We start from the raw sequence: 14,917 nt of genomic DNA on the forward strand, positions 1-14,917 counted from the left end.
AAAGCCGTTGATTTACCTGTTTGAACTCGTATAATCCTCTCCCTGTAGCGCGCCCTTAGCTCAGCTGGATAGAGCACGTCCCTTCTAAGGATGTGGTCGCAGGTTCGAATCCTGCAGGGCGTGCCATTTATTTCAGGGCGTAGCAAGTTAATACTTGCTACGCCCTTTTTCGTTTCTGCTATTTTTTGGTAGAAATCATGAAAAATGGACTAATGTTATTCCACATATTTTTAATATCTCGCCCAATGAAACTGAAATAGAGAATATTTAAGAGTGATTCACAACGCTGGACGCTCTCGGTTCAGGTTGAATCTTTCGTGTGCGGTGCAATGGTTTAAGTTAAGTGCCAGCGTTGCCATTAGCTTAATGCAGCACTATTACAACAAGTTAAGTTTGGCAGGAGGCATGAACTCATGGGCAAGCTCCTCTTTCTCACATTATCTATGCTTTGTTTTTTTGCTAATGCAAATATCAATGTGACTTCATTCGATACAACAGGCATTGGTGCATGGGATAAACAGCTATTTTCAGGTGAAACCGTATATGAGTTAGTTTCATTTGAGGGTGAGAAAGCATTAAAGGCGTCGAGTCATGGCAGTGCTTCGGGGCTTGCTTTAAAAACGCGAATTGACTTGCTGGATACACCGTATATGAGTTGGCGTTGGCGAGTGTCCCAAATGCTCCCTATGTTAAATGAGCATAATAAAAATGGGGATGACTATGCTGCAAGGATTTATGTCGTCATTGAAAAGGGTTTTATGGGCTTAAGCACGAAAGCTCTTAATTACGTTTGGTCGAGTTCGCAAAAGGTTGGTAATGTCTGGGATAATGCTTATGCTGGTTCGAGCGTTAAGATGATCTCAGTTCGTGGACATCAGTCAAATGTAGACACTTGGTACTATGAAAAACGTGATGTGTATAAAGACTTGATTGATTACTTCGGTGATATGGGAAGTATAGAAGAGAACGTAGAAGCTTATCGTTATATAGATATTATTGCTGTCATGACAGATACCGATAATAGTGGTGTGATGGCGGAGGCCTATTATGGTGATATTTATTTTAGCTCCGAGTAGTGTTGTTATAACAAGAGACAATGAATCCATTACTAATCTCTGGCGATATTGTGGAAGGTGACCACCTAACGTGACGAGATAGGACAAGTGTTTATTCTATATCTTTACTATTTAGTTGGATCTTCAAGCTCTTTTAGTACTCTGACTTGCATGATGCGATGTTTTTTTATATGGAGTATTTCAAACCGCCAGCCTTGGTACACAATATGCTCACCAGCGTTTGGTACTCGGCCCGCAAGGCAGGTCAAAAGACCATTCAGAGTTTGAAATCCTTCGCGTTCTTCGCCTTCAATACTGCCAAGTTCAAGTTTATGCTTGAGCTCATTGAGTGGGATCAAAGCATCCATTAACCAACTGCCATCTTTCTGTTGCTTTGCCCATACTTGCTGTGGTGCCATGCCTAATTCGCCTGCAATGGACTTCAACAAATCATAAAGAGTTACTAAACCTTGTACATCGCCATACTCATCCACAATGAATACCATTTCAGCACTGGTTTGCTGCATATAGTTAAGCAGGGGTAGTCCTTTCATTGATTCAGGAACAAAACGGGGGCGTTTAAGTTGCTTGGCCAGCGTCCCGATAGAGAGATTCTCGTATTCATCCAGCAATACTTTGGAAGAGATGGTGCCAATGATGTTGTCTAAACCGCCTTTACAGACAGGCCATACCGAATGCTGGGTTTGGCGAAGGTGGATGAGAATGGCATCAATGGGTAGGTTTGCGTCTAGATAGTGAATATCACAACGTGGTGTCATCAACGATAGAGCTAAACGATCGTTGAGATGCAATAAGTTACGAATCATCAACTGTTCTTGTGGTTCAATGGCTCCAGAGACAGAACCCTCGCTAACGATTGCAAAAATATCATCTTCCGTGACGATTTCTCCGTTGTTGTCGTTTTGGCGGAATAACTTGAGGAAGGTATCTGTCGAAAAGGTTAATAGGAAAACAAAAGGAGTGGTGAGTTTGGCTAACCAATGAATCGGGAAAGCCACAATGGTAGCGATGTTCTCAGCATTATTTTGGGCGAAACGTTTGGGCACCAATTCGCCGACGACAATAGCAAAATAGGTGATCAGCAATACCACGCTCGTCGTTGATAACACCGTGGCGATTTCTCTTTCTAAGCCTTGAGTTACTAACCAGTTCTCGAAGGGCACGGAAAGTGCCGCTTCGCCAAAAATGCCGCTTAATAATCCAATAACAGTGATGCCGATTTGAATGGTTGAAAGAAACTGAGTGGGATTATTTTTGAGCTCGAGGGCTAAGGCGGCAGCGGTATTGTGTTCTGCCATTAACTTCAAGCGTCCACTTTTCGCTGCAACCAAAGCGATTTCTGACATTGCAAAGGCGCCATTGAGTGCGATTAATCCAACTAGCAATAAAATGTCCATAAAGCCTTCCAGTAATGTGCACATTAGCAGCATAGCGAGATTCACCTGCAAGAAATGTGACGTTGCAAATAAACCGCGTACTTATACCCTAATGACGTTAAGAGGCAGCTTAAGAGCATTGTCACGGAAGCACGCGTCTTACGGTTATTGAGTTATATTCAAATAGCCTTCGCGAGTGAATCCTTCTGTTACTTAATTCGGATTCTGATACACTACGCGCCCATTTCCTCAGTTGAGACCTTTCTATGCCATTTTCTAAGCTTGGTTTAAGCGCGCCCATTATTGATGCAGTAAAGGCGCTAGGCTATGAAAAACCGACTTCTATCCAACAAAAAGCCATTCCAATTGTATTACGTGGTAGCAATTTAATTGCTGCAGCACAAACAGGGACCGGTAAAACGGCTGGTTTTGTTCTGCCAATCTTAGAAAAGCTTAGCCAAGGGGAAACACAACGCAAAAAACGTGCGCGTGCAATCATCTTGACACCAACACGTGAACTGGCACTTCAGGTTCACCAAAGTATTGAAGCATACGGCAAAAAACTATCACTGCGCTCAATGGCGATGTTTGGTGGCGTAGACTACGCGCCGCAAAAACAAGCACTGATTGATGGCGTTGATATTGTGGTAAGCACGCCGGGGCGCTTGATTGATCTGTACGGCCAGCGCGCGATTCACTTTGATGAAGTGGAAATGCTAGTGCTGGATGAAGCAGACAAAATGTTGGATATGGGCTTTATCGATGCGATCGATAAAATTGTGGACTGCATGCCTGAGGATGTACAAAGCTTGTTGTTCTCGGCAACGTTATCAAACCCTGTCCGTGATTTGGCGAAGAACGCGATTGTGGACCCTGAAGAGATCACGATTGCGAAACACAGTGCATCAAAATCAAACATTAAGCAGTGGATCACGACAGTTGATAAAGACGTGAAGTCTTCGTTACTCAGTCATATGTTGAAAGAGAATGACTGGTCACAAGTGCTGGTGTTTATTGAAACGAAACACGGTGCAGCGAAGTTGGTTAGCCAGCTTGAAAAACGCGGTATTATCGCGGAGGCCTTCCATAGCGGCAGAAACCAGCGTGTTCGCCAGGAACTGATTGAGAAGTTTAAAGCGGGTGAGATCCAATATTTAGTCGCCACGGGTGTTGCGGCGCGTGGTATCGACATTGATAATCTGCCGGTCGTAATTAACTATGATTTGCCATTTCCTGCCGATGAGTATGTACACCGTATTGGTCGTACTGGTCGCGCTGGTGCGCAAGGTGAAGCGATTTCTTTGGTATCGAAAGATGACTTTAAAAACCTTTGCATGATCGAAAGTCGCTTAGGGCACTTATTAGAACGTGTTGAAATCGAAGGTTTTGCCCCAAGAAAGCCCGTTCCCATTTCCATTCTAAATTACATGCCTAAAAATAAACGCAAGCCATAGGATGAGCGACTACCGCGTTGAATAGTACCGTGAACAATACGCAGTTGTGATAAATAGTCGTTCAAAAAAGAAGCCGCAATAAATGCGGCTTCTTTTTTGGTTTATTTCAGCAAGACGAGCGTTTAATTCGTTTTCACTTTAGCCAAACGCTGCTGAACGAATTGAGGTTCAGTTCGCATCCCCATGACCAAGCTGACACACATCACCAGAAGAATGATGGTGAACGGCAGACCTGTCGAAATGGTGCCGGCTTGTAACGCTTGTACGGCTTCCGTACCACCAACCCAAAGTAATACCGCAGCAATTGCGCCTTCTATTGAAGCCCAAAAGATGCGTTGTGGGACAGGGGCGTCGACTTTACCACCGGCAGTGATGCTATCTATAACGAGTGAAGCCGAATCAGAAGACGTGATAAAGAAAACCATGATCAACACGATTGAAATAACAGAGAGTACGGTACTCATTGGCATTGCTTCATAAGCATAAAATAGCGAGAGTGTAATATCAGTGAGGCCGTTAGTACCCAGCTCGCCGACTTGGTTCACTACTTGCTCAATAGCGAGACCGCCAAAGGCTGACATCCAAACTACTGTAATTATCGTTGGTATGAGAATGACCGCGGTTAAGAATTCACGAACAGTTCTTCCCTTCGATACGCGAGCGATAAACATACCGACACATGGTGACCAAGAAATCCACCATGCCCAGTAGAAGACAGTCCAACCGTGCATCCAAGCTTCATCTTCACGTCCATGTGGATTGCTTAATGGAATAATGTTTTCAATGTAGCCCATTAGCGTGGTAGGTATCGTACTTAGCGTAATGGCTAATCCAGCGACAATGACAAAGACAAGCAACGCAAATGCGACCACTAAGTTTAAGTTACTCAGTACTTTGACTCCGCCATTAATCCCTCGGATAACAGAGACTACCGCCAGGATCGTGACAAACGTGATCACGGCCAGCTGCATTCCAATACCCGTTTCGATGCCCAGCACATGCCCAATACCACTTGCCGCCTGTTGAGCCCCAAGGCCAAGAGACGTAGCCAAGCCAAATAGGGTGGCAATGACTGCCATTACATCGATAGCATGACCAAATTTACCCCATGTCCGATCGCCAAGAAGAGGATAGAATGCGGAACGCATAGACAGGGGCAGGCCTTTATTAAAAGCAAAAAACGCCATAGAAAGTGCGACAACAGCGTAAATGGCCCATGGGTGCAAACCCCAATGGAACATGGTGGCGCCAAGTGCTAACTGTTTCGCTTGTTCGGTGAAGGGTTCCACACCCAGCGGTGTTTCATACCAACCGGTAAAGTACGCGACAGGCTCTGCTACCCCCCAGAACATCAGCCCTATGCCCATCCCTGCAGCGAATAGCATCGATACCCACGACAGGTTGGAGTGTTCTGGGCGAGCTTGTTCACCGCCGATTCGGATCTTACCAAAAGGTGAAAAAATAAGCCCAATGCAGAAGAGCAGAAAGATATTTCCCGCCCACATGAAGAGTGCATCAAATGAGCCGATGATCTGCCATTTGATACCGTCAAGTGCTGCTTTTGCCGTAGCTGGGTCGACCATTAAAAGTGCAACTATAAAAAGAATCATCAGACCCGCGCTAGCACCAAAAACAGGGTTGTGAACGTCAAAACCCCACTTCTGCACATTGTCTTGCCCGACCGTATAATCAGTATTTTCAATACTGTATTTATCCTTATTTGTAGACATCATCCCTCTCAAACTAATTAGAGTACAAACTATTTTGTCGGCGCGAACTATAGCAAAGGTCAGATTAAATGGCTAATTTAATGAGTTTTTGGTCATTTGCATTGCTATTTATGCATGTCAAATACAATGAGGACGAAGTATATTCTCAAGTCATCAGGCGGTATAAACCGCTCAATAGAGAAGCGTGAATCACCGCTAAAAAGTTTCACAAAACTGGCGTCAAGAAACGTTAATAAGGCGCTATCCATCGTGCAGTCTTGGTAAAGTGAAATCATGTCATACGCGAATAACCATGCACAATTTATGGCTGAACTGGAGGCGGATTCAGACGTATACTCAGGATAGAACGTCTTTGATACAAGGAACCCAATATGTCCATTTGGCAACGGGTCAATTTTACCCATCGATTCAGCGACCTACCATCCCCATTCTATACGCGAGTTGCGCCCCAATCGTTAACGAATACACGTTGGGTGGCATGGAATAGTGAGTTTGCCGAGCAGTTTGGCTTGCCCAAGGTTCCCAATGACGAGTTATTGCAGGTTTTTTCTGGCCAATGTGACTTTAATGGCTTTTGTCCACTGGCGATGAAATACGCTGGGCATCAGTTTGGCGTTTACAACCCAGATTTAGGCGATGGACGTGGGCTACTGTTGGCTGAAATTCAACACCAACAGGGAACTTGGTTCGATATACATTTAAAGGGCGCCGGTTTAACGCCATATTCGAGAATGGGGGATGGCAGAGCCGTACTGCGTTCAACAATTCGTGAATATCTGGGCAGTGAAGCCATGGCCGGCTTGGGTATCCCAACGACCAGAGCGCTTGGGATGATGGTGAGTGATACTCCGGTATATCGTGAAAAAACCGAATTTGGCGCATTACTCATTCGAATGGCCGAGACTCATATTCGCTTTGGTCATTTTGAACATTTCTTTTATACCAATCAATTAATGGAACACAAGCTTTTAGCTGACAAGGTGATCGAATGGCACTTTTCTGATAGTGCTTTGGCAGAAAAACCTTATGCCGCCATGTTTGAAGCGATAGTCAGCCAAACAGCGGAGATGATTGCTTATTGGCAAGCTTATGGCTTTGCTCACGGGGTTATGAATACCGACAATATGTCGATACTTGGACAAACTTTCGATTACGGGCCATTTGGGTTTCTGGATGATTATGAGCCGGGGTACATTTGTAATCACTCGGACTATCAAGGTCGTTATGCGTTTGATCAGCAACCGAGAATCGCACTATGGAACCTCTCAGCATTGGCGCATGCTTTGTCGCCATTGGTGGAACGTGAAGACTTAGAAGCCGCATTAGGTCAGTTTGAAGTACGTTTAAGTCAGCAATTTAGTCAGTTAATGCGCAGTAAGCTTGGCTTGAATACCAAAGTGGCGGAAGACGGACGATTGTTTGAAGCGATGTTTGAGCTTCTTCATCAAAATAAAACGGATTACACCCGTTTCTTTAGAGAATTATCCAACCTTGATTGGCAATCCTGCCAAGTGGTTATAAACCTATTCATTGATCGAGACGCCGCTCGTGCTTGGCTCGATTTGTATTTGGCGCGCTGTGAGTTAGAAGTCGCTGAGAGTGGCGATGCAATTTCTGCAGAGCAACGTTGTGAGCAGATGCGTAAAGTAAACCCAAAGTATATTTTGCGTAACTATTTGGCCCAGCTAGCCATTGATAAAGCAGAGCAGGGGGATTTTAGCGAAGTACAACGCTTAGCTGAACTATTAAAGTCTCCGTTTGATGAGCAACCTAATTTTGATGATTACGCCAAGTTGCCACCTGAGTGGGGCAAAAAGATGGAAATCAGCTGTTCCTCATAATGGGTCACTTTCCACCCATTAAGTGCATCTCTCTGTCTGTTTATTCCTTGGGATGATTGTTTAAAACCAAAATGAAAACTTATAACTACTTATGGTTAAATTTATTAAAGTGTGACTGTTAATTAACAAAAATACATGAACTTACAGACATCCCAACGCTCTTATCCTGTTTTGTCATAACTAAGCTGTGTTAACATAGCGTTTCGTTCATTATTTAGTTGAATCTCTATGTTAGAAGTGTCTAACCTGACAGCGATCCGTGACGAAAGGGTTCTGTTTGAAAATTTGCAATTTGAAATTAAGCCGAGTGAGTTAGTCCAGATTGAAGGACGTAATGGTACAGGTAAAACCACGTTGCTGCGTATCGTAACAGGGTTAGGCGATAGAGAAGAAGGCATTATCAAATGGAAGGGCGTTGAGGTTGAAAATTCCCGTGATATTTTTCATCAAGATTTGCTTTTTCTAGGGCACCAAACCGGGGTAAAACGAGAACTTACTGCGCTCGAAAACTTACGTTTTTACCAATCGATCCAAAATAATCGTTCTTCTGATGAAGAAATCTTTACTGCTTTGACCCAAGTAGGCTTAGCTGGCCGAGAAGATGTGCCTGTAGCACAGCTTTCTGCGGGACAACAGCGAAGAGTCGCTCTTGCTAGGCTATGGCTCAGTAAACAGATTTTATGGATTTTGGATGAGCCTCTTACTGCCATTGATAAGCAAGGTGTCAAAGTGCTTGAAGCGTTGTTTGCCAGCCATGCAGAAAATGGTGGGATTGTGATTTTGACCACGCACCAAGATATGTTTGCAGACCACTCGACACTTAGAAAAATAAAGCTGGGTGATTGATATGATTTCGTCCATGACCACTATTATCCGTCGTGAACTTTTGATCGCGTTTCGTCGTCAAGCCGATATTCTGAACCCGCTTTGGTTCTTTATTATTGTTATTACACTGTTCCCACTAAGTATCGGACCTGAACCAAATTTGTTAGCACGTATTGCAGCGGGCATTGTTTGGGTTGCCGCATTGCTATCTGCCTTATTATCATTAGAGCGTTTGTTCCGTGATGACTTTCAAGACGGTGCATTGGAACAAATGATGCTGATGCCGATTCCTTTGCAACTTGTGGTGATGTCTAAGGTCATCGCACATTGGCTGTTAACTGGGCTGCCGCTTATCTTAATTAGCCCGTTACTGGCGGTTTTACTTTCTCTTGATTTCAGTACTTGGTTGTCTATTGTGCTGACATTAGTGGTGGGTACGCCAACGCTGAGTTTTATTGGTGCCATTGGTGTTGCACTAACGGTGGGTCTACAAAAGGGTGGTGTGCTTTTGAGTTTGCTTATTCTTCCGCTCTACATCCCAATTCTGATTTTCGCGACATCGGCAATTGATGCCGCCGCGCTCGGTCTGACGTATAACGGTCAATTAGCGATTTTGGGGGCGATGTTGGTGGGAGCGATGACGTTAACGCCTTTTGCCATTAGTGCAGCATTGCGAGTTAGTGTTAACTAACTCAATAAAGTATCGACGAACCGACGCTCGATCAAAGAATCATTATTAAAGCACTGCTACGGTCTCAACCTTTTAGCAGTGTCCCTGAAGTAAGAGTGAGAACTAACATGTGGAAATGGCTACATCCTTATGCCAAGCCAGAAGCCGCTTATCTGTTGAGCGGTAAGCTTCTGCCTTGGTTTGCTGTATTGGCCCTCGTATGCTTATCGGTTGGTACGGTTTGGGGGCTCGCATTTGCGCCTTCAGATTATCAACAAGGAGATAGTTTCCGAATCATTTATATCCATGTCCCGTCGGCTATCTGGTCTATGGGGGCGTACATGTCGATGGCGATTGCGGCGTTTATTGGTTTGGTATGGCAGGTGCGTCTATCAGACATGGCGGCGCTTGCGATGGCACCGATTGGTGCGGTTTTCACCTTTATCGCGTTATTGACAGGGGCCGTTTGGGGTAAGCCAATGTGGGGCACTTGGTGGGTATGGGATGCTCGCCTGACTTCTGAACTCATTCTTCTGTTTCTTTACTTGGGTGTTATCGCGCTTTATCACGCATTTGATGAACAAAAAACAGCAGCGAAAGCAGCGGGTATTTTGGCCATCGTGGGCGTTGTGAATTTACCAATTATCCATTTCTCTGTTGAATGGTGGAACACACTTCACCAAGGTGCGACGATTACGAAATTTGAACAGCCCTCTATTTCATCCGATATGCTTTGGCCGTTGTTGTTGAATATCTTTGGTTTTGCGTTCTTTTTTGGCGCTGTGACGATGGTGCGTTTTCGTAATGAAATCATCAGTAAAGAAAGTCACCGCCCATGGGTTCGTCAACTCGTTAATGAAAAAACTCAGTGAGGTAATTGATTATGCATTTTGAATCTCTGAGCGACTTTTTTGCCATGGGTGGCTACGCATCATACGTATGGAGTGCGTTTGGTATTACTTTCTTATCCATGCTGATTCTTCTGATCACTAGCCTTCGCCGCGGTGATGCATTACTAAAAGAAGTGAAAGCAAAAATTGACCGTCAAGCGCGTATTGACGCTGCGAAGAATATGGAGAACACCTTATGACCCCGAGACGTAAAAAGAGGCTCGGCATTATCCTAGCTATCTTTATCGGTATTAGTACCACCATTGGTTTAATACTTTATGCGCTTAACCAAAACATGGACTTGTTCTATACCCCAACAGAATTGGTCAATGGGAAACCTGATGGCACTAAGCCAGAAGTTGGCCAACGTCTACGGATTGGTGGCATGGTGGTTGAAGGCTCAGTGCGTCGTGATCCTACCTCTTTAAAAGTGAACTTTGACCTGCACGATGTCGGCCCAAAAGTCACGATTACTTATGATGGTATTCTTCCGGACTTGTTCCGTGAAGGGCAAGGTATTGTGGCTCAAGGTGTTTTAAAAGACGCGACGACAGTTGAAGCCTTTGAAGTCCTTGCAAAGCACGATGAAGAATACATGCCGCCAGAAATTGCTGAAGCGATGCAGAAAACGCATCAACCATTGCAATACAGTACAGAACAGACAAAAGGAAGCGGCCAATGATTGCTGAAATCGGTCACTTTGCTCTCATCCTCTCGCTAGCAATGGCAGTATTGCTAAGTGTATTACCATTGTGGGGAGCATCGAACAACAACACCATGCTCATGAACACGGCACGACCGCTTTCATGGTCCATGTTCATCTTGCTGTTGTTTTCTTTTGTGATTTTATGTTGGGCGTTTTATACCAATGATTTTACGCTGCAATACGTTGCGGGTAACTCAAATAGCCAACTTCCTTGGTACTATCGTTTAACCGCAGTATGGGGCGCCCACGAAGGCTCATTATTACTTTGGGTGTTGATCCAAGCCGCATGGACCGTCGCTGTTGCCACTTTCAGTCGCGGGATGCCGCAAGAATCTGTCGCGCGAGTGTTGGCGGTGATGGGGATGATCTCGGTGGGTTTCCTACTGTTTATTATTATCACGTCTAATCCATTTTTGCGTACTTTGCCATTCTTCCCGGTCGATGGTCGAGACTTGAACCCGCTTCTGCAAGATCCGGGGTTGATCGTACACCCTCCAATGCTCTACATGGGGTATGTAGGTTTCTCGGTCGCCTTCTCATTTGCGATTGCATCTTTAATGACGGGTCGCCTTGACACGGCGTGGGCGCGCTGGTCTCGCCCATGGACAACCGCGGCATGGGTCTTTTTAACGGTAGGTATCGCACTCGGTTCTTGGTGGGCTTATTATGAGCTTGGCTGGGGCGGCTGGTGGTTCTGGGATCCCGTTGAAAACGCATCGTTCATGCCATGGCTAGCTGGTACGGCGCTAATGCACTCACTAGCGGTCACTGAGAAGCGCGGCACATTTAAAGCATGGACGGTACTGCTGGCCATCTCTGCGTTCTCATTGAGTCTGTTAGGCACTTTCTTAGTTCGTTCCGGCATCTTGATCTCGGTACACGCATTCGCGTCAGACCCATCACGCGGTATGTTTATCCTAGGTTTCTTGGTCTTTGTCATCGGTGGTTCTCTGCTGCTATTTGCGCTGAAAGGTGCATCGGTGCGAGTGCGAGGCAGCTTCAATTTAGTGTCGCGTGAGAACGCGCTACTAGGGAACAACGTGCTCTTGATTGCTGCGCTTGTGGTTGTCTTGGTCGGGACGTTACTACCATTGGTTCATAAGCAATTGGGCTTGGGATCAGTCTCTATTGGTGCGCCATTCTTCGACATGCTGTTTGCGTGGTTAATGATACCATTTGCATTTCTACTTGGGATCGGCCCTCTAATACGTTGGAAGCGTGATAACCTGTCAAAACTCGTTAAGCCAATGATAGTTTCTGGCGTGCTTTCTTTCACGTTGGCAGCGATTTGTATATTCCTATTTGCAGACTTCTTCTCAACGATGGCTTACATCGGTTGGGTAATGTCAATCTGGATCATTTCAATGCATGGCTTCGAATTATACGAGCGTGCGACACACCGTCACCGTTTTATAGAAGGTGTTGGTAAATTGCAACGCAGCCACTGGGCCATGATGTTGGGTCACATCGGCCTTGCTGTCACGGTGATTGGTATCGCTATGGTGCAAAACTACAGCATCGAGCGTGATGTTCGTTTAGCGCCGGGGGAGAAGTTCCAGATCCAAGGTTATGATTTCTATTTCTCTGGTCTGCGTGATAAAGATGGCCCTAATTATGATGGGTACATCGCGGATTTCGAAGTGACACACAATGGCAACTACGTCAACACACTTCATGCTGAGAAGCGTTTTTACCGCACGGCCAAGTCTATGATGACAGAGGCTGCCATCGATCGAGGTATTAGCCGTGATCTTTACATTGCCATGGGGGAGCGCTTGGATGACAACCGTTCTTGGGCAGTACGTATTTACTACAAACCGTTTGTTCGTTGGATTTGGGCTGGTTCTTTAATTATGGCTTTAGGCGGAGTATTAGCGATTTCAGATAAGCGCTACCGCTTCCGTAAATCCTCAAAGAAAAATGCAAAGTCAAAAGAGCAGGAGGCGTAATATGAATAAGAAAATCTTGTTTATCCCGCTGATCGCTTTCATGGTTTTAGCGGCTATCTTCGCCACCCAGTTGGTACGTAACCAAGGCGGCGATGATCCAACGAAGCTGGAATCAGTATTGGTTGGGAAACCGGTTCCGGAGTTTCACTTAGAAGATTTGGCGGAGCCTGGTAAGCAATACGACCAATCGATCTTTAAAGGTGAGCCTTTGCTTTTAAACGTTTGGGCGACTTGGTGCCCAACTTGTTACGCTGAACATAAGTATCTAAATGAACTGGCGAGTGAAGGCGTAAAGATCATCGGTATGAACTATAAAGATGATCGCAACAAGGCTATTGGTTGGCTAAACGATTTAGGCAATCCGTACTTGATAAGTTTGTTTGATGGTAGCGGTATGTTAGGTCTTGACCTTGGAGTTTATGGCGCGCCAGAGACTTTTATTATCGATGCAAATGGCGTTATCCGATACCGCCATGTGGGAGACGTAAACTCGCGTAATTGGCAGGACACGCTAGCGCCGCTTTACAACCAATTGGTTGAGGAGGCGAAGCAATGAAAAAATTGATCCTTGCCGTTCTCGCGGCAATGACGTTATCACTTGCGGCTCACGCGGCAATTGAAGTGTATGAGTTCGAGAACCTAGAACAAGAGCAGCAATTCAAAGAGTTAAGTCACACGCTGCGCTGCCCTAAATGTCAAAATAACACGATCTCGGACTCCAACGCTGAATTGGCGCAAGATTTACGTCATAAAGTCTATGAAATGACCAAAGACGGTAAGTCTAAAGAAGAGATCGTTGATTATATGATTGCGCGTTATGGTAACTTCGTGACTTATAACCCACCCTTTACCGTCGCGACGGCAATTTTGTGGCTTGGCCCGCTGGCTGTTGTATTGGGCGGTTTTGGTTTGATTGTACTGCGCAGTCGCAAGTCTAAAGTTAAAGCCGTTACGAGCAGTGGCGAGCAATGGGACGAGCAAAAAGAAGCGCGTTTAAAAGCACTGCTTAAAGAAGAGAACGACGGAGATAAGAAGTAATGACACTATTTTGGATTTCCACCGTTGTTCTAACGCTAATAGCTTGTGCATTAGTGGCATTACCACTAATAAAACAGAAAGCGAACAACGATGAGATGTTGCGCGATGAGCTTAATAAAGCGTTTTATAAAGACCGTTTGTCTGAGCTTCAAGAAGAAACGGAAGAAGGCTTGGTCGAGAGCCAAGAAGATTTGATTTCTGATCTCAAACAATCTCTGTTGGATGATATTCCAGGAGATCAAGAGAGTAAGGAAACAAAAATTTCTCCTATTGCGGTATTAGTGCCTTCAGTGATTCTCACGGTCGTGTTGAGCTACGGACTGTATTATAAGTTTGGTGCGTCGGACGATATTGTAAAATGGCAAGGAGTGTCCGCAAGCCTGCCTGAACTGTCGAAAAAGTTGATGTCAGCATCCTCTGAACCATTAAGTGATGAAGAAATGCAAGATCTGACGTTGGCGCTGCGTACTCGTCTGCATTACCAACCGGAAGATTCAACGGGATGGTTACTACTGGGTCGTATAGCGTTGGCAAATCGTGATGTGACGACGGCTATCGACGCGATGGAAAAGTCATATCGTCTACAGCCAACAGATCCTGATGTCATGTTGGGGTACGCACAAGCTTTGATGTTGTCTCAAGAGGAAATGGAACAAGCAACAGCACGCTCGTTACTGGGGAAACTAATGCAACAGGATTATGTTGACCTAAGAGTCTTTTCGTTGTTGGCCTTTGATGCGTTTGAGCGTCAAGATTTCCCAGCGGCGGTTAAATACTGGGGCATCATGCAACAAATGATTGGCCCTGAAGATAGCCGTTATGAAATGCTGTCTCGCAGTATTGAGAGTGCTCGCAAGCAAATGGGCCAAGCGGTTGCCCCAGGCAAGAGCGTCTCAGTGACCATCAATGTAGCGCCAAACGCACAACTTGACCCTAATGCAGTGTTGATTGTGTCTGTTCATCAAGCGGATGGTTCGCCAATGCCTATTGCTGCGGCTCGTTATCCACTCGGTACCTTTCCTCGTACGGTAGTACTGGACGATGGCAATGCCATGATGCAGGGTCAAAAGCTGTCATCACTAGAAAAGCTCATTGTACGTGTACGAATCGATTCAGATGGCAACGTAGCAACGCGTGATCAAGATTGGCACGGGGAAAGCGAGGTTGTTGAATTTGGTCAACCTGTTGAGGTGAGTATTGACCAACAATATCAATAATTAACCCTTGTCTCTGAATCATAACCTCGGGTTAGAATCAATCGCCTTCAGTGGTATGATTTTAACCATTCGAGTAGAATGACCAAGGCCAGCATTAGCTGGCCTTTATTTATTCCCATACCTAAGCCATCTTTATAAGTGCATT

General features: G+C 45.3%; 14 protein-coding genes and 1 tRNA gene. 13 read left to right on the forward strand and 2 right to left on the reverse strand.

Going from position 1 to position 14,917, the window contains the following annotated elements:
• Positions 1-49 precede the first annotated feature (49 nt).
• Together AC3D28_RS01850 and AC3D28_RS01855 are read left to right on the forward strand one after the other, a co-directional pair.
• A tRNA-Arg gene (locus tag AC3D28_RS01850) sits at positions 50-126 on the forward strand.
• Positions 127-413: 287 nt separating this feature from the next.
• The gene (locus tag AC3D28_RS01855) at positions 414-1,076 is read left to right on the forward strand and encodes a DUF3047 domain-containing protein (protein WP_488535347.1); all 663 of its coding nucleotides are present in this window, start codon (positions 414-416) and stop codon (positions 1,074-1,076) included.
• A 107-nt stretch (positions 1,077-1,183) separates the two neighbouring features.
• Here AC3D28_RS01855 and AC3D28_RS01860 read toward each other — a convergent pair whose 3' ends face one another.
• On the reverse strand, positions 1,184-2,473 hold the full coding sequence (locus AC3D28_RS01860) for a hemolysin family protein (RefSeq protein ID WP_488535348.1): 1,290 nt from the start codon (positions 2,471-2,473) through the stop codon (positions 1,184-1,186).
• 245 nt (positions 2,474-2,718) lie between these two features.
• On the opposite strand from AC3D28_RS01860, the gene AC3D28_RS01865 reads away from it, so the two are divergent.
• Positions 2,719-3,906, forward strand: a complete 1,188-nt coding sequence (locus tag AC3D28_RS01865; RefSeq protein WP_488535349.1) for a DEAD/DEAH box helicase — start codon at positions 2,719-2,721, stop codon at positions 3,904-3,906.
• A gap of 122 nt (positions 3,907-4,028) precedes the next feature.
• Here AC3D28_RS01865 and AC3D28_RS01870 read toward each other — a convergent pair whose 3' ends face one another.
• Positions 4,029-5,636, reverse strand: coding sequence for a BCCT family transporter (locus AC3D28_RS01870; RefSeq protein ID WP_098416134.1), 1,608 nt, complete (start codon positions 5,634-5,636; stop codon positions 4,029-4,031).
• Between the two features lie 371 nt (positions 5,637-6,007).
• Here AC3D28_RS01870 and AC3D28_RS01875 point away from each other — a divergent pair, with 371 nt between their 5' ends.
• The 10 genes from AC3D28_RS01875 (at position 6,008) to ccmI (ending at position 14,772) form a co-directional block, all read left to right on the forward strand.
• The gene (locus AC3D28_RS01875; RefSeq protein WP_488535350.1) at positions 6,008-7,477 is read left to right on the forward strand and encodes a protein adenylyltransferase SelO; all 1,470 of its coding nucleotides are present in this window, start codon (positions 6,008-6,010) and stop codon (positions 7,475-7,477) included.
• Between the two features lie 228 nt (positions 7,478-7,705).
• Positions 7,706-8,323: a cytochrome c biogenesis heme-transporting ATPase CcmA gene (gene ccmA, locus AC3D28_RS01880; protein WP_488535351.1), complete on the forward strand. Its 618-nt coding sequence runs from the start codon at positions 7,706-7,708 to the stop codon at positions 8,321-8,323.
• Position 8,324: 1 nt separating this feature from the next.
• A complete protein-coding gene (ccmB, locus tag AC3D28_RS01885; protein WP_488535352.1) occupies positions 8,325-8,993 on the forward strand; it encodes a heme exporter protein CcmB in 669 nt (222 codons plus the stop codon).
• A 107-nt stretch (positions 8,994-9,100) separates the two neighbouring features.
• Positions 9,101-9,844: a heme ABC transporter permease gene (locus AC3D28_RS01890; RefSeq protein ID WP_488535353.1), complete on the forward strand. Its 744-nt coding sequence runs from the start codon at positions 9,101-9,103 to the stop codon at positions 9,842-9,844.
• Between the two features lie 11 nt (positions 9,845-9,855).
• Positions 9,856-10,062 carry a heme exporter protein CcmD gene (ccmD, locus tag AC3D28_RS01895; RefSeq protein ID WP_005380515.1) on the forward strand — a complete coding sequence of 69 codons (207 nt, stop codon included), beginning with the start codon at positions 9,856-9,858 and terminating at the stop codon, positions 10,060-10,062.
• The gene (ccmE, locus tag AC3D28_RS01900; RefSeq protein ID WP_488535354.1) at positions 10,059-10,544 is read left to right on the forward strand and encodes a cytochrome c maturation protein CcmE; all 486 of its coding nucleotides are present in this window, start codon (positions 10,059-10,061) and stop codon (positions 10,542-10,544) included. Before ccmD ends, ccmE begins: the two co-directional genes overlap by 4 nt.
• Positions 10,541-12,517, forward strand: a complete 1,977-nt coding sequence (locus tag AC3D28_RS01905; protein ID WP_488535355.1) for a heme lyase CcmF/NrfE family subunit — start codon at positions 10,541-10,543, stop codon at positions 12,515-12,517. The genes ccmE and AC3D28_RS01905 overlap by 4 nt, the downstream gene beginning before the upstream one ends.
• Position 12,518: 1 nt before the next feature.
• Positions 12,519-13,073 carry a DsbE family thiol:disulfide interchange protein gene (locus AC3D28_RS01910; RefSeq protein ID WP_098416126.1) on the forward strand — a complete coding sequence of 185 codons (555 nt, stop codon included), beginning with the start codon at positions 12,519-12,521 and terminating at the stop codon, positions 13,071-13,073.
• On the forward strand, positions 13,070-13,555 hold the full coding sequence (locus AC3D28_RS01915) for a cytochrome c-type biogenesis protein (RefSeq protein ID WP_488535356.1): 486 nt from the start codon (positions 13,070-13,072) through the stop codon (positions 13,553-13,555). Before AC3D28_RS01910 ends, AC3D28_RS01915 begins: the two co-directional genes overlap by 4 nt.
• A complete protein-coding gene (gene ccmI / locus AC3D28_RS01920; protein ID WP_488535357.1) occupies positions 13,555-14,772 on the forward strand; it encodes a c-type cytochrome biogenesis protein CcmI in 1,218 nt (405 codons plus the stop codon). The genes AC3D28_RS01915 and ccmI overlap by 1 nt, the downstream gene beginning before the upstream one ends.
• Positions 14,773-14,917: the final 145 nt, after the last annotated feature.

This window comes from Vibrio sp. TAP-3B (assembly GCF_057784735.1).

Coding starts and splice junctions, on each gene's coding strand:
- ccmD (WP_005380515.1), top strand. CDS start 9,856: ATGCATTTTGAATCTCTGAGCGACTTTTTTGCCATGGGTGGCTACGCA.
- AC3D28_RS01870 (WP_098416134.1), bottom strand. CDS start 5,636: ATGTCTACAAATAAGGATAAATACAGTATTGAAAATACTGATTATACG.
- AC3D28_RS01915 (WP_488535356.1), top strand. CDS start 13,070: ATGAAAAAATTGATCCTTGCCGTTCTCGCGGCAATGACGTTATCACTT.
- AC3D28_RS01890 (WP_488535353.1), top strand. CDS start 9,101: ATGTGGAAATGGCTACATCCTTATGCCAAGCCAGAAGCCGCTTATCTG.
- AC3D28_RS01855 (WP_488535347.1), top strand. CDS start 414: ATGGGCAAGCTCCTCTTTCTCACATTATCTATGCTTTGTTTTTTTGCT.
- AC3D28_RS01910 (WP_098416126.1), top strand. CDS start 12,519: ATGAATAAGAAAATCTTGTTTATCCCGCTGATCGCTTTCATGGTTTTA.
- ccmA (WP_488535351.1), top strand. CDS start 7,706: ATGTTAGAAGTGTCTAACCTGACAGCGATCCGTGACGAAAGGGTTCTG.
- ccmB (WP_488535352.1), top strand. CDS start 8,325: ATGATTTCGTCCATGACCACTATTATCCGTCGTGAACTTTTGATCGCG.
- AC3D28_RS01860 (WP_488535348.1), bottom strand. CDS start 2,473: ATGGACATTTTATTGCTAGTTGGATTAATCGCACTCAATGGCGCCTTT.
- ccmI (WP_488535357.1), top strand. CDS start 13,555: ATGACACTATTTTGGATTTCCACCGTTGTTCTAACGCTAATAGCTTGT.
- AC3D28_RS01905 (WP_488535355.1), top strand. CDS start 10,541: ATGATTGCTGAAATCGGTCACTTTGCTCTCATCCTCTCGCTAGCAATG.
- AC3D28_RS01865 (WP_488535349.1), top strand. CDS start 2,719: ATGCCATTTTCTAAGCTTGGTTTAAGCGCGCCCATTATTGATGCAGTA.
- ccmE (WP_488535354.1), top strand. CDS start 10,059: ATGACCCCGAGACGTAAAAAGAGGCTCGGCATTATCCTAGCTATCTTT.
- AC3D28_RS01875 (WP_488535350.1), top strand. CDS start 6,008: ATGTCCATTTGGCAACGGGTCAATTTTACCCATCGATTCAGCGACCTA.